This window comes from Prevotellamassilia timonensis (genome assembly GCF_900106785.1).
Taxonomy (GTDB): Bacteria; Bacteroidota; Bacteroidia; order Bacteroidales; family Bacteroidaceae; genus Alloprevotella; species Alloprevotella timonensis.
On sequence record NZ_LT629845.1, the window covers coordinates 806,159 to 826,948 of the forward strand.

Here is a 20,790-nt window from a genome sequence, read left to right on the forward strand (position 1 = left end):
CTTAAAATGCCTCAAAAACAGTCGCGCTTTTGATGCCGATTTTGAACACCCTACCTTTCAGGCCGTACTCGTCCAAATCCGGAACTTGAGTTATTTCACTACCAAAGCACACGCTATTTTGTGTGCTAAAGACTGGTAATGCGCGTTGGCTTTATTTGCATCAAGTTTACGCTGGAGTTTGGTAAGCTGCTGATAAACAGTTGATGTGACATCGCCAGTTGGGTATGTGCGTAAATATGCAATCAAATTTTCTACCGTCTCATTCTGTAATGCACGCAAATAGGCCGAAGGCTCGGCTGTGGCAAATAATTGATTGACAAGTGCGGGCAGATAATCTGAAACAGGATACGTAGATGTAAGTCTGCGCAGTGTGCCTGCCGACGACATGTTGCTAACTATACGTGTGCCTATACGGTTGAGGTAGTCCTGAGGACTGGGTAAAATGCGGCTGATGTATGGTTGGTCGATAAGCCATTGCGGGGCTGCAATCACATTGTCGCACAGGAATTTGAATGCACGTTCTTGCTTGGCACGTGGCTCGTCGGTGTACATGCTACCTGCCTCGTCCACTGTTTTGTAATCGTAATATACACCGCCCAAATTGCGCATAACGTGCATGCAATAGCGCATGTATTGGTTGATGACTTGCGTGTAGACACTGCTCAAATTGCTGCCATAGATGTCGCCACTTTGATATGTCCATTCGGGCAAAACTTTCAGCTCGCGTTTTAAGTTGAGCATGCCATAATAACTTGCTTTCATGGCATCGTCGCCCAGGTCCTCGGTTTGGCAGCGTGCATCGTTGGTACGGTTTGTTTCACCATCGCCAAACCAAAGTCTCCGGTTGTTTGCAAGACGCTGCGATGTAATCTTTTCCAGTTCCCAGTGGTCGCTTATGTCGTCATAGGCCTCGAACATGGGTTTATAGCCCCACTCTATGGCCCAGCAATCATAATCGCCTATGCGCGGGAAGATGCCTGCACGTGGAATGCTGTCTTCGGGTTGTGCCACGTAGTTGAAACGTGCATAGTCCATGATGCTTGGTGTGTGACCATGTTCTATGACAAAGGATCTTGACCTTAAACTGTCGACAGGCACTGTTGACGAAGATCCAAAATTGTGACGCAGCCCAAGAGTGTGTCCCACCTCATGCGATGACACAAAACGAATGAGTTGGCCCATGAGGTCGGTATCGTACTTCATCTTTTGTGCAGCCTCGTCAAGTGTACCTGCTTGTATCATGTACCAATCGTGCACCAATGTCATCACGTTGTGATACCAGCAAATGTGGCTCTCAAGTATCTCGCCAGACCGGGGGTCGTGCACATTGGGGCCATAGGCATTCTCAATGGGTGAAGCCAAATAGCGAATGCACGAGTAGCGTGCATCTTCCATCGACATTGTGGAATCGTTTTCGGGCCACTCCTTTGCCATGATGGCATTTTTGAAGCCTGCCTGTTCAAAGGCTTTCTGCCAATCATTCACGCCTTGAATTAAGTAGGGGCGCCATTGTTTGGGGGTGGCAGGATCGATATAGTAGACAATGGGCTTACGCGGTTCGACCAGAATGCCACGTTTCATCAGTTCAGCATCGGCACTGTCCTTTGGTTCGAGACGCCAGCGCGTGATAAAACGTTTGGGCTCAACACGTTGCTGATTGTCTGAAAACAATGTAAAGTCATCGGTGAAATATCCTACGCGAGGGTCGAACAAGCGACGTTGCATGGGAACCTTTGGCAACAATACAAATGAGGTGTTTAACCCCACAGTCACCTTGCCAGTGAACGCTGCAGAAGCGTTGGCTGTTGTTGATGAGGCCCATGTCTTTACGGTACGTATCTCGGTGTTCATGGGAAAGGTTTTTATACTTTCTATGTATGAACTACCGGGCAACATGGCCTGTAAACCCAACTGCGCTTTAAGGGCGCGCGGTATGCCTAACGCCGAATTATCCTCAAGGAACAAGGGGCTGACTTTAGCTGTGATCTTGCCATTTGACTGGCCGTCGATTTTCAGGGTTGCTATTATAGGGTCTGAATTGCTTATTACAACCGCACGGTTGATTTTATCAACACTGTCGGCTGTATTTATAAGCAATCGTGAGCGCAAGAGCAATTTGTCTGTTCCAACCTTCTGAAAGTATACGGTTTGCTGATTGGCTAATTCACCACCATACTTATCCGTACCGCCAGGGGTTGAAGTGAAACGCACAGTAACAAGGAATTCTCGATTTAACAGGCTGTCGGGTATGGAGAAGGACCAATCATTGCCTGACTGCGAAACGTCGAACAACCCTTTCGTGATTTTAGCCTTTGCTTGCACACTTGTTGCGGGTGTTGGCTGTTTCGTATTTTTGCGCGCTGAACATGGCATTCCGAATGTCGCGACAGCTATGGCAGCGATGCCAAGATTACGAAGATCTATCATATTGTAATTGTATGTTTGTGAGTTAGCGACAGTGGCCGACAAGCACGCGATATTGTTAAAGATGCGTACAGAACACATGTGCGTGTGAGTTAACTGTCGACCTCTGTCACTTCAAAAGTGTTTTTATTTACTTTTGTTTGTCAACACCTTTACAAAGGTTTCATACCCCTTGTCCAAACGGTGTAGCTGGTAAGGCTCTATATGCAGTGAAAAGACTGCCGGGATATTATGAATGTCAAAATATTGCTTTAATACACTTGCCATATTGTATGCTAATTGGTTATTTAGCATCAACAAAGCCCTTGCGTAGTGTGCAATTGTTTCTGTTTCGAATGATTTGAGCAAGTTGAACATGACGTAATAACACGGTAGTGTGCCTGCCTTTATTAAAAGTTGCACAGCCTTTTCTCGTTCGTCGTCGTAATAAATATTGACCAAACACGTGACCTCATCAACAGACCGCAAATGCGGCAGGAATGCATCTACTACTTTCTGCTTGTCAATTGCGGTAGACAATTCTACATGTTGCTTGAGTATTTGCTCGCAAAGTGTCAAATGCCCCTTTTCGTAGAGTGAAACCGCGGCTTTTAAGAAAGTACCAAGATAGGCTTTAGTATTGACGGGTACAATGTTTATAAACAGATGCCAGAACGTGGAACTATCGCACATCGTCAGTACATCGTTTGCCATCATATATCCTGCCGTCCGAAAGTCCGAAGCCCTGAGATTGGACAATACTTGCAGCAGCAACTCTGCATTGCCTGATTTTATACAAGAGACCATTCTATCTTTGAGAATGGGATTGTAATGTTTGAATGTGCTCATAAGTAGATGTCCAAAATTATTTTATACAATCAGTAGGTGCCATTTTCACATCGAAAGCACATTCTCGAGACGCATCTGTTACCTTCGGCCTCGCTCACATAGCCCGCTATGCTTTCTCACCCGAAGGGAACATCTGCGCCACGATAACGCACTTTCAATGTAAAAATAATTTTGAACACCTACTTATCCTTTTTCTTTAAGTGGGAATTCGGATTTCGTTGACATGTTGAGGGTTATTGCAGAGCTACATGAATGCAAGTAACGATGCCTAACGTCTTTCTAACAGGACGACATTCTCCACATGATGTGTTTGTGGGAACATATCCACGGGCTGCACAGCAACTACTCGGTAGGCGGCGTCGAGTGATTGCAAATCGCGTGCTTGAGTTGCAGGATTGCAGCTGACGTATACTATTCGCTCAGGTGCTGCAAATAAGATGGTGTTAATAACGTCGTTGTGCATGCCAGCGCGTGGTGGATCTGTAATTATGACATCAGGTCTGCCATGCGTTTCAATAAAGTCTTGGTTTAATATATCCTTCATATCGCCGGCATAGAACAGAGTGTTGTCAATGCCGTTGATTTGGGAGTTAACTTTAGCATCTTCAATAGCCTCTGGCACATATTCTATACCTATAACTTTTTTAGCTTGATGGGCTACGAAGTTGGCTATTGTGCCTGTGCCTGTATACAAGTCGTAAACCAGTTCTTCTCCTGTGAGTTTGGCAAAATTACGAGCAACTTTATACAATTCGTACGCTTGCGCTGTGTTGGTTTGATAGAAACTCTTTGGGCCAACCTTAAAGCGCAAGTTCTCCATTGTTTCATAGATAAAGTCTGTCCCGAAATAGGTATGCACTTCCAAATCGCCAATCGTATCGTTGCACTTGGTGTTGTTTACCCACAACAACGAGGTAACCTGAGGGAAATTGCTGTGTACGTACTCTAAAACACCCTGAGCCTGCTGCTCTTCCTCTGATGACTTGATGCAGAACTGAATGAGCAACATTATTTCGTGTGTGTCAGATGTGCGTATCATCATATTGCGCAAGAGACCATGACCGCCACGAATGTCATAAAATTCCAGACCATGCTGCAAAGCATACTGACGTATGCCATTACGCAGGCTATTATTGACATCGTCCATCAAGTGGCAAATGTCTATATCAAGTATCTTGTCGAAGGCACCAGGAATATGGAAGCCTACGGCATCCATTACGTCAAATTTCGCTCCTGAAGCAATTTCTTGCTGTGTCAACCAACGTTTGTTTGAAAAACCAAATTCAAGTTTGTTACGATAATGTGTTTGGTGAACACTACCCAAGATTGGCATTATTTCGGGTAATTCAATCTTACCGATACGGGTCAAATTGTCTACTACTTGCTTTTGCTTGTAATGCAGTTGCTCTGTATATGGCAGGCATTGCCATTTGCAGCCGCCACATACACCAAAGTGCTTGCAGAAAGGCTCACTGCGCTTGTCCGAATACTTATGGAACTTGATGACCTCAGCTTCGGCATAGCTGTGTTTTTTGCGACGTACCTGCAAGTCTACCACATCACCTGGTACTGCATACGGAACAAATACTACGAGATTATCGACTTTTGCAATAGCCTTTCCCTCGGCAGCTACGTCGGTGATGGTTATATTTTCAAGGATAGGTAATGCTTTCTTTTTACGAGTCATTTATTTTAGTAATTGAGTTACACTTCGGACTTATCTAACTTGTATATCAACTGTGGCATAGCATATTGTGCAAGTTTCGAATCTTCGACCAGTGTCCAACCGGTTCCGTCGAAATGGACAGGGACGTCAAATTTTATGCTATACAACGAGGCATAAATGATTTGATGAGTCAGCACATGCTTTATTTCAGCGTGCAGGAAACTCCAAGCGCCCTTTGACTTTATAGATTTGATGTCGTCAGCCTGTTGTATTTCGTTGATGTCTGGTTTGTGATCAAACTCTAACAACAAATATTCATACAGGCCCTTCCATATATCTTTCTTGCTACGGCGATGCAACCATGTGCCTGTGGGTGTGACCACCTTGACATACACAAAAAACCTTTGTCTTTGAGCTGTTTTGCGCGATTTTACAGGATATCCACCCACATTGTGTTCATTTGCAGCCACACAAGTATCATTCAATATACATTGCGCACAGTTGGGATTGGACGGCACGCATTGGGTGGCGCCAAAGTCCATAAGGCCTTGGTTGTAATCGGCATATTGCTGTTTTGGTAAAATATGCTGTGCAAATGCAGCAAAATGCTTTTTCCCTTGAGTGGTGTCAATTGGTACACTTATGCCATAATACCGACTGAGCACACGATAGACATTGCCATCGACTACAGCATATGGCATATTATATGCAAACGAACATATTGCCGCAGCTGTGTAATCGCCAACACCTTTTAGGGCACGCACATTGTCGTAATCCTGTGGGAATACGCCACCTTTCTCCATTATTTGTTTTGCGGCTTTGTGCATATTGCGTGCTCTGCTGTAATAGCCAAGTCCTTGCCACACACGTAACACTTCATCTTCTGAAGCATTAGCGAGACTTTCAATAGTTGGGAAGGTGTTCAAAAAGCGCAAGTAATAGTCATGCCCCTGTACTATTTGAGTTTGTTGCAAAATAATCTCCGACACCCATATTTTGTAGGGATCGGAGATATTTCGCCATGGCAGTTCACGTTTATTCTGTGCATACCATGCCAATATCAACTGTGGAAAAGATAGTTCACTCATTAGTGGAATAACTTAATCCGCTGCTCTTCGGACAATCTGCATACGAGCAATTTCCCCTCTTTCTCAGCAACTACATATCCATCAAGGCCTTCGACTATAACCTCTTTTTTGTTGCACGTATGAACTATCGTGTTGTATGTATCATATAATTTGATGTTATCTCCGATACATACATTACCATATTTATCCATATCAGACTGTTCGCGTAAAGAATTCCATGTACCTAAATCGCTCCAAGAGAAAGAGGCTGGAAATACAAATATCTCTTCTGCTTTTTCCAATATGGCATAGTCAACCGATATGTTCTTGCACTGAGGATACGATTCGTCTATCTTATTTTGTTCCTTGTCCGTACCATAGTAAGGCATAAGTCCTTCAAAGATGGACGAGACCTCTGGTTCATACACTCTGAACGCGTTTATAATGGTGTTTACATTCCAAATGAAGATACCTGAATTCCACAGATAATTAGGACTTTGGATATACTCCTTTGCAACCTCTAACGTGGGCTTTTCCTTAAATTCGTCAACTCTAAAAATATTATGTTTGCGCGATGACGAATAAGTAAGGTCCGCTTTAATGTAGCCATATCCTGTTTCAGGACGAGTGGGCTTGAGCCCCAAAGTAACGACCGCATCAGTTTCTGCAGCGAAAGACAAGGAATCGTCAATTGCCGACTGGAAAGCCTGTATGTCTACCACCAAATGATCTGACGGGCTGACAACAATGTTGGCTTTTGTATTGAGTTTCTTTATTTTCCAACTAACATAGCAAATACAGGGGGCTGTATTGCGGCGACAAGGCTCGCACAAAATATTGCTTGAAGGGATTTCAGGAAGTTGTTCCATAACAATTTCCCGATACTTCTCAGCTGTGACCACCCATACATTCTCTTTGGGTATCAAGCCGTTAAAACGCTCCAAGGTTAACTGTATCAATGTACGCCCACACCCTAAGATGTCGAGGAACTGCTTTGGCAGTTCTTCACTACTAATAGGCCAGAAGCGACTACCAGCACCTCCAGCAAGTATCACCAAATAATTGTTCTCGTTCATTGTGAATGATATTATTTAATAACCCGTTGGCAAAACCTGTGGGTAATGGGTTAACAAGTTGGTTGGTTGACAAATACGCCCTTATCAGTCATCTACTTCCATATTGCCTTGCACATACACTCTGACAATAGAGTTTGAGGCGTTAGAGCGCACTGTTATAGCTTTCTTAAAGAAGCCCTTGAATTTGCCTTTACCATTATAGGACACCTTTATCACGCCCTTTGCTCCTGGTGCAATGGGATCTTTGGGAGGAGTTGCCACCGTACAACCACAAGACCCAAATGCCTGCTGTACGACCAAGGGCTTGTCACCTGTATTTACAAATACAAATTCGCAAGTTTGTACTTTGTCCTCCTTGAACGTTCCTAAGTTGATTGAGGTCTTTTCAAATTTAATAACCGCTTGTGCCATCGCGCTCATTCCGAAGAGTGCAACAACCATCAAAGAAAACAAACGTTTCATATTCATATTTCGATTATAATGTTTCCTTAAAGAATATACTTGAACAATGCAAATGTACAAGTTAATCTTTGAATGATAAAATTTTGCATAAATAAATACGACAAATTCCGTGTTTATACGTACTTTTGCAGTATGGCAACACTCGAAAAAGTAATTCTCGGAATAGACCCAGGCACAAACATTTTAGGGTATGGCGTGATTAAGCTCCGCGGTAATAAAGCTAAGATGGAAGCCATGGGGGTGATCGATTTGCGAAAGTGCAAAGACGTTTACCTCAAATTAGGCAGAATACACGAAAGAGTGCTTGGCATAATTGAAGCGTTCAAACCAGATGAAATGGCTATTGAGGCTCCCTTCTTTGGTAAAAACGTGCAAAGTATGCTCAAACTTGGACGCGCACAAGGTGTGGCTATTGCCGCTGCCATAAGTCGCGATGTGCCCATACACGAATATGCTCCACTTAAAATCAAACAGGCCATCACCGGAAACGGGCAAGCGAGCAAAGAACAAGTGGCATCTATGCTTCAACGTATGCTACACATTCCCGACGAAAGCATGCTGCCTTTTTATGATGCTACTGATGCATTAGGCGCAGCATATTGTCACTTCCTTCAGAGTGGACGTCCCGAAACAACAGACAAACTGCCACATTCCTGGGCCGCATTTGTCAAACAAAATGCCAGTCGGATACACTAAATGTTGCTTACGCTATTATATTTATAAAGCCTACCTTATGAAACATATATTTATCCTCGTTTTAGGCTTAATCCTTGGCACGGCGAATGCTGAGGCTCAAGATGTTTATAATCTTGTCTTGGGCAGTGCTACCCGGATTATAAACAACCCTACCAGCAATTTTACAAACGTACAAATCGCTCAATTCAAACGTACGGCTTTGACCTATATGAAAAGCAAGGCTCTTGAAATTTCAGACACAATTCCTTCGGCGTTGCTTGACACACAAGCATATTATATGTCGGAGTTTATCACTTTATTTATTGATGACATCGTAAAAAGCAAGCGATTAAGCGACGACAAACGCAAACAACGCATTCTCATGTTTACCGATGCCTCCATTTCAAATCCGTTGTTCAACGACCCTGACAAAGATACCACAATGTCCTTTATGACTGATGGCAACGAACTCACTCCTTTTTCTTTAGATACTGACTGGCACAAAGCATACGCCGCGGCTATATCACAGCTAAGGAAATAGCTGTTGAACATTCATCATCAAAGTTGGAATGACTTTATGTAGCAAATACCTAACATATAATTATAAACCTAATTCTCACATAATTCCATGTACGACATCCAATTAAACGAGAGTGGCACACGCCACCTTAATGTTACCGAACAAAATCTACAAACTATTAGGAAGTATGGGCTGTTTGACGGTCTCGTTGGCTCAACGGGCTACATAACTGAAGCCGAGCTCGACAAACTTAAGCTTAACATTCGCTCGCTCATCGCCTCTATGGCCGAGAACTCAAAAGACCTTCTCGACTTGTGCATCGATGTCATATACCACGACAAGATGAAGGCTTATGGTCTTAAAAATCTTATTGCCACATACAGTCAGTGGGCTGCAAACGCTTCAAATGTTACTGAGGTCGAATAAGCAAATCCCCTACCCCTACAGAAATTTTGTTGACAACTTATTCCCGTTCACATAATCTCTGACAGAATACTTTGCCGAACCATACAACAAATTTTTCCTATCCACACAAAACAATAAACATGCAATTAACAGACTGGCTCCCAACCACACGTAAAGAAATGGAACTGCGTGGCTGGGACGTAGCAGACATAATCTTATTTTCAGGAGATGCGTATGTTGACCATCCTTCCTTTGGGGCAGCCGTTATAGGCCGCCTGCTCGAATATGAGGGGTATCGTGTCTGCATAGTTCCACAGCCAGACTGGCATGGTGATTTTCGAGATTTCAAGAAGCTCGGTCGCCCACGCATGTTTTTCGGTATTGCGCCCGGCTGTATGGATTCTATGGTTAACAAGTATACAGCCAACAGGCGTTTGCGTTCTGAAGACGCATATAGTCCTGACGGCCGCCACGATATGCGTCCGGAATACCCTACTATTGTGTACTCCCAGATTCTCAAACAACTTTATCCCGACGTACCCGTCGTACTTGGCGGCATTGAGGCGTCACTCCGACGTGTGACGCATTACGATTATTGGAAGGAACAACTAAAGCCATGTATCTTGGCCGAAAGTCAGGCCGACCTAATCGTTTATGGCATGGGAGAGTTGCCCATGACAGATCTGTGCCGAACCATTGACGAGCACTTACTACACGGACGCGACGAAGCATTTTGCTCCACCAAACAGTTTAATAGCCTCTTGCGTAAGTATCCTATCAAGCAAACAGTGAGTTTGCAATTACCAACTGACATTCCAGGTGGTTTTAAGGAGGACGACATCGAATTATATTCGCATGAAGACTGTTTGGTCAACAAACGACATTATGCCGAAAACTTCAAACACATTGAAGAGGAAAGCAACAAATTACACCCGCAACGCATCTTGCAGGCCTTAGGTGACAAGTATGTTGTGGTTAATCCACCATACCCACCTATGTCGACAAAGCAAATTGATCATTCATTCGACCTGCCGTATACAAGATTGCCCCACCCCAAATACAAGGGGAAACGCATACCGGCCTACGAAATGATTAAATTCTCTGTCAACATTCACAGAGGTTGCTTTGGCGGTTGTGCATTCTGTACCATTTCTGCCCATCAAGGCAAGTTTATAATGAGTCGCTCAAAGGAAAGTATCCTTAAGGAGGTACGCCATATCACGCAAATGCCAGACTTTAAGGGATATCTTTCCGACCTCGGAGGACCGTCCGCTAATATGTACCAAATGAGGGGCAAAAACCAAGAACTTTGCGGCAAGTGCAAACGCCCCTCTTGCATTTCACCAGCAGTTTGTCCAAATCTTAATGCTGACCATGCCCCACTTATCGACATCTACAAGGCTGTTGATAGCATACCAGGCATAAAGAAAAGCTTTATTGGCAGCGGTGTAAGATACGACTTGCTGCTTCACCATTACAAGGACGATAAATTAGTGTTGGCTGCGCAAGCCTACACAAAAGAACTGATTACGCGCCATGTGTCTGGCCGACTGAAAGTGGCACCCGAACACACGTCTGACGCTGTGCTTAAATACATGCGGAAGCCGTCATTTCAGCTATTCCATGAATTCAAGAGAGTGTTTGACAGAATAAACCGCGAGGCTGGACTTAATCAACAGATCATACCCTATTTTATATCCTCGCACCCTGGTTGTACCGAAGTGCACATGGCTGAGTTGGCTGCTGAAACGCGTGACATGAATTTTCAGCTTGAACAAGTGCAAGACTTTACGCCTACTCCCATGACAGTATCCACCGAAACATGGTATTCGGGGTATCACCCTTACACACTTGAGCCCGTCTATTCTGCACACACACCTCAAGAGAAACTTAAGCAACGCATGTTTTTCTTCTGGTATAAGCCCGAAGAGCGCCAACGCATCATTAGTGAACTTAGGAAAATAGGGCGACCTGATCTCATTGCACGTTTATACCCTCAAAACGCCTCATACAACGCAAATCAAGAGCGTAAGGAAGGGTACGGAATGTCACGCCAGAAAAGGAGCAACTACACGCAACGCAATGTGCCAGCGAACAAGCGTAAGCCTAAAAACAAGACAACTTCAAAGAGTAATCGCAAATGAGACCTTTCAAAATAACTGTTGCTGCATTAGCCATGTGCGGCGTAAATTGTTCAAATGCATGCTGGGCACAGAATGCGCTCGAACGCAGTGCACATCAAATGCACTACGACATCGAGATGAACGCTACCTTCTCGCATGGCGACTCACCACTTTGGTTGGCCTCTAACCGCTATGGTCTGCCATCGGTTAATGGCAACAATGGTTATCTAAGAACGGCCATCAAGCGCGACGCGTCAGTAGACTCACTGCACAAATGGCGAATTGGCTATGGTGCTGATGTCGCTATTGCATATAACAACGAAAGCACACTCCATATACAGCAACTATTTGCCGACTTCGACTATAAACTGATGCGGCTCACGATAGGTGCCAAACAACATTCGCTAAACCTTAAAAACCAACAACTCAGTAGCGGTGGACAGACATTGGGCATCAATTCTCGCCCCATGCCAGAAGTGCGACTTGAAATGCCAGAATATTGGAACATCACAGGTAAGCGCCACCATTGGGCAGCCATACGCGGACATATTAGCTACGGGCTTACAACCGACGGCGGTTTCCAAGCTGACTACACAAGAAATGACCCACTCGCCCATTATGCAAAGAAGGCCATACTACATACAAAATCGGGATTTCTACGTTTAGGCAATGCACAGAAGTTTCCGTTATTATTCGAAGGTGGCTTAGAAATGGCCACCATGTTTGGCGGCGTCTCATATAAGAGTCTTACTTGGGACGGCAATGAAAGCAACTCACCTGTACATCTCAGCCACGGGTTCAAGGACTTTGCAAAAGCTTTATTCGCCCTGGGTAGCGACCCCACTGATGGCGAACAATACGGCAATGCCGCAGGCAACACCCTGGGCAGTTGGTTGGCACGCCTAACCTGGCAAGCAAGTAATTGGAGTGTTAGCTGTTACTACGATCATTTTTTCGAAGATCACTCGCAAATGTTCTTGCAATATGGTTGGCTTGACGGCATGGTAGGTTTTGAAATCAAACTTCCACAAAATCGGTTCGTAAGTAACGTCGTGTATGAGTATCTTAAAACAACCTACCAAAGTGGACCACTCTACCACGACCACACCGAGGCCATACCCGACCAAATAAGTGCTGGCGACAATTACTACAATCACAATCTTTATTGTGGCTGGCAACATTGGGGACAGGCTATTGGCAATCCTCTTTTTAGTTCGCCACTTTACAACCACACCGCCGACCTCACCTTCACATCAAATCGTTTCAAGTCGCACCACTTGGCTATTGCAGGCCAACCTTTGCCCTTTCTCAGTTACCGTATGTTCTACAGCCACCAACGCAGTTTGGGCACATACAACACCCCTTTTTATCGTGCACACACCTCACACGACCTGTTATTAGACGTGAGATGGAGTCCTGAACGCCTTGGCAAGCTACGCACAAGCGGTTGGCATGTTGGCGCAGCTTTCGCTTTTGACAGAGGCAGTCTTGTTGGCAACAATACAGGATTTCAACTCAATATTTCAAAAACCGGACTTCTTACAAAATAATATGATTATACACATCAAGCATCTGCTACTGGTTTGCGGTTTGGCCATAATGGGCGCAACGTCATGTTCCAAGCTATCAACAAATGGCCCCATTGATGGCATGTGGCGTTTAGAGGAAATGTACAGCAAGCCTTTTTCGACATGCAACTATTATAGCGAATACACAGACAAACGGTCAGAAGGCATATACTGGAAGTTTCAACTTAATCTTCTATCTATAACTTCAACAGCAATGCTTAATGGCCATACCACCGAAACCATTGCACGCTTCAACTACGACAAGGATCGATTGCAAATCACAAAAACCTACATACACTTCCGCGATCGAGACAGTCTGCTGACAGACGCTAACACCAGCATTTTACAATCCATTGGCATACGAGGCAATGCAAGCAATTATGACATTAAAAGACTGACATCGTCAAGCATGATTTTATGCTCTGAAAATGACAGCTTGGTGTTTTATAAACTACATTAAAGGTTGCCACTTATTCTGAAATAGACAAATCTCTCAAAAACAGCATAAGCCTTGATGTTGACGATGCATAAAGTAGATTTTCAAAATTAGCTTATACCATCATATTCAGAGTTGGTCGAAATACCTTGGTACATTGTTGCCCCATAAGTTTAAGTCTCGTAGCTCGTTACACACGTTCGTCAGCTTAAACATCTGTAACAAACATTGCTCCAATTCATGTAAAACAACTTATCTACTGCCTATAAACAAGCATATCATACCTAAAAGCACGAAGAACAAATCAATGGCTTTTGACCGAAGATTCTTTTCCTTCATTAGCATGGCGCCAAAAGCGAAAGATACAATAACACTGCCACGACGCACCATCGATACCACTGCTATCATGGCACCTGGACATGATAAAGCATAGAAATAGGCCATATCAGCAGCCGTTAGGAACAACGAAATCAGCAAAATGCTCCAACGCCACTTAAAGGGAGATGTGCGTTTGCGTTGTGGAAGCCATATCAGCAGCATTACAACGGTCATCATGACAGCCTGATACTGATTATACCAAGCTTGAACAAAATAGCGGTTTAATCCAGCCCCACCTTCAGTTACTGGAGCCATCAAATATTTGTCATATAGGCCACTTATAGCACCAAGAAATGCTGCAATCACTAATAAACATATCCAACCATTATGTGAAAAACATATACCCTCTTTTTTACCACTTCGACTTAATAAGAAAAACGAAACTATTGCCAGTAGGACACCTGCCCACTGCCATAGATTTAGACTCTCACCATATATGAGCAAGGCACCGACGAGCGTCATTACTGGTCGAGTAGCATTTATAGGACCTACAATAGTCAAGGGTAAATGCTTCATCGCATAGTAGCCACATACCCACGACGAAAGCACAATCACAGCCTTAACTAATACCAGGGTATGTTCATGCCACCCGCCACAAGGTACAACCATACTCATGCCGCAAGCCGAAGACACAATCAGTGGCAGGAAGAATAGAGCGCATACCGATGTATTAATCATCAACACAGGCAATACAGCATTGCCCTGCAATGATTGCTTTTTGAATACATCATAGAAACCCAATAAACAAGCTGATAAAAAAGCCAGAAATATCCACATCACTCTATCTCCTCAAATATTGTATTGTCGTATTTTATATCTACCAACGAAAGTGCATTTCCAGGCATTGAATCTCCTGCAGCACAACGATCCTTCTTTTTTATAACCGACTTAAAGTCTTGCAAAGTCATTCGTCCTCGTCCAACTTCAATCAATGTTCCAACAACAGCACGCACCATGTTACGAAGGAAACGGTCTGCTGTAATTTCAAATTGCCACAAGTCGTCATCTATTTTACTCCAATGTGCACACACAACCCGACATATATTCGTTTTAGTATCCGTGTGTAATTTTGAAAAACTCGTGAAGTCGTTAACCTGAAGTAGATACTTAGCCGCCTCGTTCATCAAATCGAAATCCAATGGGTAAGTTATGCGTGTGGCATATTGCCTTTCAAAAGGATTCTTTTTAGTATATATCCGATAGTGATAGGTGCGCGCCTTTGCATCAAATCGTGCGTGTGCGTCGTCACGTACTTTTACAACTCGACTGACTGCAATATCCTGTGGCAGAATTCTATTTAGTTTGTCAGTCAACCACGAACCATCAATCTCGCTACTTGAATCAAAGTGTGCCACCATCATGTGAGCATGAACGCCCGCGTCCGTACGCCCCGCCCCTGTAACACTACAGTTTGCATCGCGAAGCAATTTGCGCAAGCAATCATTCAGTTTCTCCTGTACACTCATAGCATTTGGCTGTATTTGCCAGCCATGATATGCAGAGCCATCATACGAGAGGTATATAAAATATCGCATATAAGTAGATAAGTAGGTGTTCAAAATTATTTTATACAATCAGCTGATATCATGTCCACATTGAAAGCACGTACTCGGGCATATCTGTTCACTCTCTTCTGACAATATAGCCCCAAGCTATAAACGAAAACAAGCAACGCACCCCATATTTAGAACATGAGTTTGCATTGCTTGCTTGTAAACAAAACTGTATTGTGCTTATATCAGAGAAGCATTAAGCCTCTTCAGCAACAACCTCGAAAGGAATTTCAACAGGAACTTCCTTGTGGAGGTGGATTGTAGCTGTATAAGAACCAACTTCCTTCACATCCTTTACAGTGATGATCTTACGATCAATCTCGAAGCCGAGCTTGTTCAGGGCCTCAGCAATGTGAAGTGCATTTACAGAACCATAGATAGCGCCAGTTGCACTAACCTTTGTTGCAATCTTGATGGGTTCAATAGCAGAAAGCTTAGCAGCCAAAGCTTCAGCGTCAGCCTTAATCTTGGCCAACTTGTGAGCACGCTGCTTCAAGTTTTCAGCCAACACCTTCTTAGCTGATTCAGATGCAATGATAGCCTTGCCGGTAGGAATAAGGTAGTTACGGCCATAACCGTCCTTTACTGTTACGATATCGTCCTTATAACCCAGACCAATAACGTTTTCTTTCAATATAATTTCCATATCTTATTACCTCCTCTGTTATTATTTCATCAAATCGGTTACGAAGGGAAGGAGAGCCAAGTGACGGGCACGCTTTACAGCCTGAGCCACACGACGCTGATACTTCAATGAAGTACCTGTGATGCGACGGGGAAGGATCTTACCCTGCTCATTCAAGAACTTCTTCAAAAATTCAGGATCCTTGTAATCAATGTACTTGATACCGCTCTTCTTGAAACGGCAATACTTTTTCTTCTTGACATCCACAGTGGGGGGAGTCAAATAACGAATCTCAGATTGTGCTTGTGCCATTTTTTAGTCCTCCTTCTTGTTAAACTTGTTACGACGTTTTGCAGCATACTCTGCTGCGTACTTCTCGTTCTTTACAGTGAGATAACGAATTACGCGTTCGTCACGTCGATAGGCGATTTCGAGCTTGGCAATAGCCTTAGGCTCAGCCTTGAATTCGATAAACTCATAGAAGCCAGTGGACTTTTTCTGAATGGGATAAGCCATAGTCTTGAGTCCCCACTCTTCTTCATTGATAATCTCAGCGCCTGCAGCGGTGAGAATACCTTTGAATTTTTCAACCGTTTCCTTCATCTGTTGGTCAGACAAAACGGGAGTCATAATGAAAACGGTTTCGTACTGATTCATCATAATTTTAATGAACTAATAGGTTTTATATTGCAAAATTGCGGTGCAAAATTAAGGATTTCTTTTCGTCCGAGCAAATACAAGCCATAAAAATCTGCCACAAACTGCTCATTTTTACGTTCTCACGACAATTATGACCGTACTTTCAAGTACAACCAAACACAAAAAGAACGAATACGCTGTGCGCATGCCCCACAAACAACTCTGAAAAAAGGCAGCAACAATCTTTATTAAAATTGCTGCTGCCCTTCGAGCCGAAAGCGGGACTCGAACCCGCGACCTATTCATTACGAATGAATTGCTCTACCAACTGAGCCATTTCGGCCTTGTCATGTTTTGAGCCTCTTGTCGGATTCGAACCAACGACCCCGAGATTACAAATCACGTGCTCTGGCCAACTGAGCTAAAGAGGCGGGTGGGTAAGCTAACTGCATCGCGCCGCTACAACCAACTACCTTTGCTGCGGTCAAGCCCTGGAGGATTCGAAGGGAGCTGGCCGTGCAGCACTTACCCATAATATTGTGCTCAACTACGAATGAGTAAATCCTCATTTTTCGTTTTTGCGAGTGCAAAGATAATGCTTCCTGTCATTGTAACCAAATAAAAACGCGTATATTTTTATTTGGTATACAAACAAAAGTCGCAAAACGACCGTTTTTATACACAGTATTAGACCACGAAAAAATGGTTTCCCAAAAACAGGATTTAGGTACTTGTCTCCCCTTTTTATTATCTACACTGTTTTTGTCTACACTCTGCACTTTTGGTTAATATATCATTGATATTCAATAGAATACGAAATGTATACACCAATACATTCCATATACACTACCATCAGCACAGCATACACGCTGTCTACACCCGTGTACACATTATGCGCTAACGCTTGTGCCAGGGCATTTATTCTGTATTGAGGGAGCGAAAATTTAATTGCTCCAACTGAATTTTCTATTTCCCTATACAGAAAATACGGGTTCGCAATGCAGAAGAACCTGTTTAATAGTACCGACAAATGTAGAAGAGTGTAGACAAGTGCAGATAGTTGTGTAGATTGTAATTAACCGTGTCTACACTTCATAACAACCTTAAAATCAGATATTTTAGGATAAAAGTGCAGAGTGCAGACAATTTGCAAGAAAAGCCCTTGTGGGTGTTCGATAAGTAGCGGCTTAGTAAGAACCATACAATAGACCAGGCTACAGGAACAATTAAAATGCGTTATGTGCTTTGTATTGAAAGTGTTTAGCGGTATCTTTGCATAATGCTCACTTTGAAAGGGGCAACAAAATTAGCGTCGCAAAGACTTTATACTTTGGCGACTAAAATACGTCATCATGAAAGAATTCGATTTACAATCAAAATACAAACCGACAGGCGATCAACCTGAAGCCATACGCCAACTGACAAACGGCGTACTTGACGGCACCCCGGCACAGGTGTTGTTAGGCGTAACCGGCTCTGGCAAGACATTCACAATAGCAAACGTTATAAAGAATGTAGGGAAACCCACATTAGTACTCAGCCATAATAAAACGCTTGCGGCTCAGCTGTATTCAGAATTCAAGGGATTTTTCCCCAATAATGCCGTAGAATATTATGTATCCTACTATGACTATTATCAGCCTGAGGCGTATATTGCATCAACTGATACGTATATAGAAAAAGACCTTGCCATCAACGAGGATATTGACAAGTTAAGACTTGCTGCCACCTCGGCCCTACTTTCTGGACGCAATGATGTGATTGTTGTCTCATCGGTATCATGCATATATGGCATGGGAAACCCTGCGGCTTTTTATGAGAATGTGATCGACTTGAAGGTTGGCAAGATACTTTCCATGAACAGTCTGCTTAATCATCTCGTTTCGAGTTTGTACACCCGTAATGATGTAGCACCAAAGGCAGGTAATTTCAGGGTTAAGGGGGATACAATTGATATTTATCTGGCCTATGCCGATGAATTGATACGTGTATGTTTTTGGGACGATGAGATAGATAGCATTGAAGATATTGATGCCATATCGGGCACAAGGCTCAACACCTATGATGAATACAAGGTGTACCCAGCCAATCTTTTTCTCACATCAAAAGAGACTCAAGAACTTGCCATCCGTAATATACAGGACGATTTGTGCAAACAGGTAAAGGCATTTGAGGAAGAAGGCAAGATGCTTGAAGCCAAACGTCTGAAAGAGCGTGTGGAGTATGACATCGAAATGATACGCGAGCTTGGGCATTGCGCTGGAATTGAAAACTATTCGCGCTACTTCGACGGCCGCGAACCTGGCACAAGACCATTTTGTCTGCTCGACTTTTTCCCGAAGGACTTTCTGATTGTTATAGATGAAAGTCATGTAACTGTGCCACAAATCCGAGCTATGTATGGAGGAGACAGGTCACGCAAAGAAAGCCTTGTCAACTATGGTTTCCGACTACCTGCGGCTCTTGACAATCGGCCCCTCAAATTCGATGAATTTCATGAGATGGCCAAACAGGTCATTTATATAAGCGCCACCCCGGCTGAGTATGAACTCAAAGAGAGTGAGGGGGTTGTTGTCGACCAAGTTATCCGTCCGACCGGACTTCTCGATCCGCCCATCGAAGTGCGTGACACAGACTTCCCCGTAGACGATTTAATGCACGAAATTCACAAATGCAAGGAGAACGAAGAACGCGTGTTGGTGACGACACTCACAAAACGCATGGCTGAGGAACTAACAGATTATCTGCTCAAGAATGGTATCAATACTGCCTATATTCATAGCGACGTTGACACCTTGGAACGCGTACAAATTATGGAGGATCTGCGCCGAGGCATTTACGATGTGCTCGTGGGAGTCAATTTATTGCGTGAGGGATTAGATTTGCCAGAGGTAGCCCTTGTAGCGATACTTGATGCGGACAAGGAAGGCTTTTTGCGATGCGAGCGTTCGCTTACACAGACTGCTGGCCGAGCAGCCCGTAATGTAAACGGACGTGTAATCATGTATGCAAAGGAGATAACACAGTCTATGCAACAAACTATTGACGAGACGAACCGCAGACGCACAAAACAGATTGCCTATAACATGGCGCATCATATTACACCGCAGCCTATTTTCAAACCGATTGAAAGCAATGAATTGGTTGAAATGCAACGTAATAAGCAAAATATGAAGCAAGCAGCCGATGCCTCTCATAACACATATAACATACAACGCAACAGCGATTTAAGCATTGCCGCTGAGGCAAAGCCAAGCTACGGGCATAAAACAAAGACTGAAAGTATTGAACAAAAGAAGGAACGGCTGCAAAAAGCCATGAAAAAGGCAGCGGCAGACTTTGACTTTATATTGGCGGCTCAACTGCGTGACGAATTACTTTCATTGGATAAGTAGACTTTTTGCAATATAATTCGAGTGTCAGCCCACCGACCTATATGCACTCCGCCCATAAGGCAAAACGACACACCGCCTCTCACAAGAGCCATACATCTGCCAAGCCCTTCAGCATGCTCAATTAAGGAAAATGGCCGAGTAAATTCGTCCTGAATTTATGCCCAGTTTTCGAGCCGAAAAGAATACATCACTATGCACATAAGTACAAACATTGGTAATCTGTATGTTTGAAAGCTTTACGCCAGCCTCTTCCAACAGATATACGTTGGCAGCCCATAGGTCAATATGGGGCTTTGACCATGTTGTATTATCGATTATGCTTGTAGGAAATCCAGCCTCTTCGAATGCTATTCGAACCTCGTTGCCCACTTCAAAAGCTTGTTGCGATATGCTTGGACCTATAACGGCCACACAATCCGATGCAATGGTTCCATACTTTTCATGCATCATGCTCAAGGCATTTTGACTGATACGTTTAACTGTGCCGCGCCAGCCTGCATGTATGGCTGCAACCGCTTGATGCACTTTGTCATGGATTAGTACGGGTACACAGTCGGCAGTAGATATCCCAATGCACTGCCTCGGCTCATCTGTAATCAAAGCGTCTATGTCTTGCAACAGGTCTGTCTGTTCTTGACGCGTAAGCGACAAAAAAGCTTTGTCTATACAGCGGACATTAGAGGTATGTGTCTGTCTTGGTACCCATAGGTTCTGCACTGGAACCCCCAACTTTTCACATAGCCATGCTCTGTTGCGTTCTACCCTCCCCTTGTCATCACCACAGTAGTGTGTCACATTGAAAGCTGCATATGCACCCATTTGGTTTATCTCATCACCACTTAAATTAAACGGGGACAAACGAGTTGTAGAGAATGCGGTAACCTCGTTTGAAAGTTCGTATTTTAACAAGCTCTTATTTTCCATCATAGTGCGTCAGATATGAAAAAAGA

General features: G+C 43.7%; 19 protein-coding genes and 2 tRNA genes. 7 read left to right on the plus strand and 14 right to left on the minus strand.

All coding sequences use genetic code 11. The features are described 5' to 3' along the window. Positions 1 to 90: 90 nt before the first annotated feature. From BQ5453_RS11770 to BQ5453_RS11795, 6 genes are all read right to left on the minus strand, one after another. Complete coding sequence (locus BQ5453_RS11770) at positions 91 to 2,427, minus strand: zinc-dependent metalloprotease (RefSeq protein WP_235860083.1); 2,337 nt, start codon at positions 2,425 to 2,427, stop codon at positions 91 to 93. A 123-nt stretch (positions 2,428 to 2,550) separates the two neighbouring features. Continuing rightward, positions 2,551 to 3,252, minus strand: a complete 702-nt coding sequence (locus BQ5453_RS11775) for a hypothetical protein (protein WP_071123345.1) — start codon at positions 3,250 to 3,252, stop codon at positions 2,551 to 2,553. Positions 3,253 to 3,520: 268 nt separating this feature from the next. Beyond that, positions 3,521 to 4,939 (minus strand): 23S rRNA (uracil(1939)-C(5))-methyltransferase RlmD, encoded by a 1,419-nt coding sequence (gene rlmD, locus BQ5453_RS11780; protein WP_071123346.1) that lies wholly within the window; start codon positions 4,937 to 4,939, stop codon positions 3,521 to 3,523. A gap of 17 nt (positions 4,940 to 4,956) precedes the next feature. Beyond that, positions 4,957 to 6,006, minus strand: coding sequence for an A/G-specific adenine glycosylase (mutY, locus tag BQ5453_RS11785; RefSeq protein WP_071123347.1), 1,050 nt, complete (start codon positions 6,004 to 6,006; stop codon positions 4,957 to 4,959). After that, positions 6,006 to 7,061, minus strand: a complete 1,056-nt coding sequence (locus BQ5453_RS11790; RefSeq protein ID WP_071123348.1) for a mannose-1-phosphate guanylyltransferase — start codon at positions 7,059 to 7,061, stop codon at positions 6,006 to 6,008. Before BQ5453_RS11790 ends, mutY begins: the two co-directional genes overlap by 1 nt. Before the next feature lie 84 nt (positions 7,062 to 7,145). Then, complete coding sequence (locus tag BQ5453_RS11795) at positions 7,146 to 7,529, minus strand: DUF1573 domain-containing protein (RefSeq protein WP_394365350.1); 384 nt, start codon at positions 7,527 to 7,529, stop codon at positions 7,146 to 7,148. A gap of 126 nt (positions 7,530 to 7,655) precedes the next feature. Here BQ5453_RS11795 and ruvC point away from each other — a divergent pair, with 126 nt between their 5' ends. The 6 genes from ruvC to BQ5453_RS11825 all read left to right on the plus strand — a co-directional run bounded on the left by ruvC (position 7,656) and on the right by BQ5453_RS11825 (position 13,274). Beyond that, the gene (gene ruvC, locus BQ5453_RS11800) at positions 7,656 to 8,219 is read left to right on the plus strand and encodes a crossover junction endodeoxyribonuclease RuvC (protein ID WP_071123350.1); all 564 of its coding nucleotides are present in this window, start codon (positions 7,656 to 7,658) and stop codon (positions 8,217 to 8,219) included. Between the two features lie 37 nt (positions 8,220 to 8,256). Then, complete coding sequence (locus BQ5453_RS11805) at positions 8,257 to 8,739, plus strand: hypothetical protein (RefSeq protein ID WP_235860084.1); 483 nt, start codon at positions 8,257 to 8,259, stop codon at positions 8,737 to 8,739. 87 nt (positions 8,740 to 8,826) lie between these two features. After that, the gene (locus tag BQ5453_RS11810) at positions 8,827 to 9,144 is read left to right on the plus strand and encodes a hypothetical protein (protein ID WP_022102938.1); all 318 of its coding nucleotides are present in this window, start codon (positions 8,827 to 8,829) and stop codon (positions 9,142 to 9,144) included. 119 nt (positions 9,145 to 9,263) lie between these two features. Then, on the plus strand, positions 9,264 to 11,267 hold the full coding sequence (locus tag BQ5453_RS11815) for a YgiQ family radical SAM protein (protein ID WP_071123352.1): 2,004 nt from the start codon (positions 9,264 to 9,266) through the stop codon (positions 11,265 to 11,267). Beyond that, positions 11,264 to 12,796 carry a capsule assembly Wzi family protein gene (locus BQ5453_RS11820; RefSeq protein WP_083361228.1) on the plus strand — a complete coding sequence of 511 codons (1,533 nt, stop codon included), beginning with the start codon at positions 11,264 to 11,266 and terminating at the stop codon, positions 12,794 to 12,796. Before BQ5453_RS11815 ends, BQ5453_RS11820 begins: the two co-directional genes overlap by 4 nt. 1 nt (position 12,797) lies before the next feature. Continuing rightward, positions 12,798 to 13,274, plus strand: coding sequence for a lipocalin-like domain-containing protein (locus tag BQ5453_RS11825; protein WP_071123353.1), 477 nt, complete (start codon positions 12,798 to 12,800; stop codon positions 13,272 to 13,274). Between the two features lie 228 nt (positions 13,275 to 13,502). Here the strand turns inward: BQ5453_RS11825 and BQ5453_RS11830 are convergent, their stop codons facing one another. From BQ5453_RS11830 to BQ5453_RS11860, 7 genes are all read right to left on the minus strand, one after another. Continuing rightward, entirely contained in the window at positions 13,503 to 14,405 is a 903-nt protein-coding gene (locus BQ5453_RS11830) for a DMT family transporter (protein ID WP_071123354.1), read from the minus strand. Continuing rightward, positions 14,405 to 15,163 (minus strand): tRNA pseudouridine(38-40) synthase TruA, encoded by a 759-nt coding sequence (gene truA, locus BQ5453_RS11835; protein ID WP_071123355.1) that lies wholly within the window; start codon positions 15,161 to 15,163, stop codon positions 14,405 to 14,407. Before truA ends, BQ5453_RS11830 begins: the two co-directional genes overlap by 1 nt. A 214-nt stretch (positions 15,164 to 15,377) precedes the next feature. After that, positions 15,378 to 15,827 carry a 50S ribosomal protein L9 gene (gene rplI / locus BQ5453_RS11840; protein WP_022102931.1) on the minus strand — a complete coding sequence of 150 codons (450 nt, stop codon included), beginning with the start codon at positions 15,825 to 15,827 and terminating at the stop codon, positions 15,378 to 15,380. A 21-nt stretch (positions 15,828 to 15,848) separates the two neighbouring features. Then, a complete protein-coding gene (gene rpsR / locus BQ5453_RS11845) occupies positions 15,849 to 16,118 on the minus strand; it encodes a 30S ribosomal protein S18 (RefSeq protein WP_071123356.1) in 270 nt (89 codons plus the stop codon). A 3-nt stretch (positions 16,119 to 16,121) separates the two neighbouring features. Beyond that, positions 16,122 to 16,463, minus strand: a complete 342-nt coding sequence (gene rpsF, locus BQ5453_RS11850) for a 30S ribosomal protein S6 (protein ID WP_071123647.1) — start codon at positions 16,461 to 16,463, stop codon at positions 16,122 to 16,124. A 252-nt stretch (positions 16,464 to 16,715) separates the two neighbouring features. After that, positions 16,716 to 16,788: transfer RNA gene (locus BQ5453_RS11855), tRNA-Thr, on the minus strand. Between the two features lie 14 nt (positions 16,789 to 16,802). After that, positions 16,803 to 16,876: transfer RNA gene (locus tag BQ5453_RS11860), tRNA-Thr, on the minus strand. A gap of 921 nt (positions 16,877 to 17,797) precedes the next feature. Here BQ5453_RS11860 and uvrB point away from each other — a divergent pair. Further along, on the plus strand, positions 17,798 to 19,840 hold the full coding sequence (uvrB, locus tag BQ5453_RS11865; RefSeq protein WP_071123357.1) for an excinuclease ABC subunit UvrB: 2,043 nt from the start codon (positions 17,798 to 17,800) through the stop codon (positions 19,838 to 19,840). 117 nt (positions 19,841 to 19,957) lie between these two features. On the opposite strand, the gene pgeF is transcribed toward uvrB, so the two are convergent. Further along, the gene (gene pgeF / locus BQ5453_RS11870) at positions 19,958 to 20,767 is read right to left on the minus strand and encodes a peptidoglycan editing factor PgeF (RefSeq protein ID WP_235860085.1); all 810 of its coding nucleotides are present in this window, start codon (positions 20,765 to 20,767) and stop codon (positions 19,958 to 19,960) included. Positions 20,768 to 20,790 lie beyond the last annotated feature (23 nt).

Excerpts from the sequence above, each read along its gene's own strand:
- truA (WP_071123355.1), bottom strand. The coding sequence starts at position 15,163 with ATGCGATATTTTATATACCTCTCGTATGATGGCTCTGCATATCATGGC.
- mutY (WP_071123347.1), bottom strand. The coding sequence starts at position 6,006 with ATGAGTGAACTATCTTTTCCACAGTTGATATTGGCATGGTATGCACAG.
- uvrB (WP_071123357.1), top strand. The coding sequence starts at position 17,798 with ATGAAAGAATTCGATTTACAATCAAAATACAAACCGACAGGCGATCAA.
- rpsF (WP_071123647.1), bottom strand. The coding sequence starts at position 16,463 with ATGAATCAGTACGAAACCGTTTTCATTATGACTCCCGTTTTGTCTGAC.
- pgeF (WP_235860085.1), bottom strand. The coding sequence starts at position 20,767 with ATGATGGAAAATAAGAGCTTGTTAAAATACGAACTTTCAAACGAGGTT.
- BQ5453_RS11790 (WP_071123348.1), bottom strand. The coding sequence starts at position 7,061 with ATGAACGAGAACAATTATTTGGTGATACTTGCTGGAGGTGCTGGTAGT.
- rpsR (WP_071123356.1), bottom strand. The coding sequence starts at position 16,118 with ATGGCACAAGCACAATCTGAGATTCGTTATTTGACTCCCCCCACTGTG.
- rlmD (WP_071123346.1), bottom strand. The coding sequence starts at position 4,939 with ATGACTCGTAAAAAGAAAGCATTACCTATCCTTGAAAATATAACCATC.
- BQ5453_RS11830 (WP_071123354.1), bottom strand. The coding sequence starts at position 14,405 with ATGTGGATATTTCTGGCTTTTTTATCAGCTTGTTTATTGGGTTTCTAT.
- BQ5453_RS11775 (WP_071123345.1), bottom strand. The coding sequence starts at position 3,252 with ATGAGCACATTCAAACATTACAATCCCATTCTCAAAGATAGAATGGTC.
- rplI (WP_022102931.1), bottom strand. The coding sequence starts at position 15,827 with ATGGAAATTATATTGAAAGAAAACGTTATTGGTCTGGGTTATAAGGAC.
- BQ5453_RS11815 (WP_071123352.1), top strand. The coding sequence starts at position 9,264 with ATGCAATTAACAGACTGGCTCCCAACCACACGTAAAGAAATGGAACTG.
- BQ5453_RS11770 (WP_235860083.1), bottom strand. The coding sequence starts at position 2,427 with ATGATAGATCTTCGTAATCTTGGCATCGCTGCCATAGCTGTCGCGACA.
- BQ5453_RS11820 (WP_083361228.1), top strand. The coding sequence starts at position 11,264 with ATGAGACCTTTCAAAATAACTGTTGCTGCATTAGCCATGTGCGGCGTA.
- BQ5453_RS11825 (WP_071123353.1), top strand. The coding sequence starts at position 12,798 with ATGATTATACACATCAAGCATCTGCTACTGGTTTGCGGTTTGGCCATA.
- BQ5453_RS11805 (WP_235860084.1), top strand. The coding sequence starts at position 8,257 with ATGAAACATATATTTATCCTCGTTTTAGGCTTAATCCTTGGCACGGCG.
- BQ5453_RS11795 (WP_394365350.1), bottom strand. The coding sequence starts at position 7,529 with ATGAATATGAAACGTTTGTTTTCTTTGATGGTTGTTGCACTCTTCGGA.
- ruvC (WP_071123350.1), top strand. The coding sequence starts at position 7,656 with ATGGCAACACTCGAAAAAGTAATTCTCGGAATAGACCCAGGCACAAAC.
- BQ5453_RS11810 (WP_022102938.1), top strand. The coding sequence starts at position 8,827 with ATGTACGACATCCAATTAAACGAGAGTGGCACACGCCACCTTAATGTT.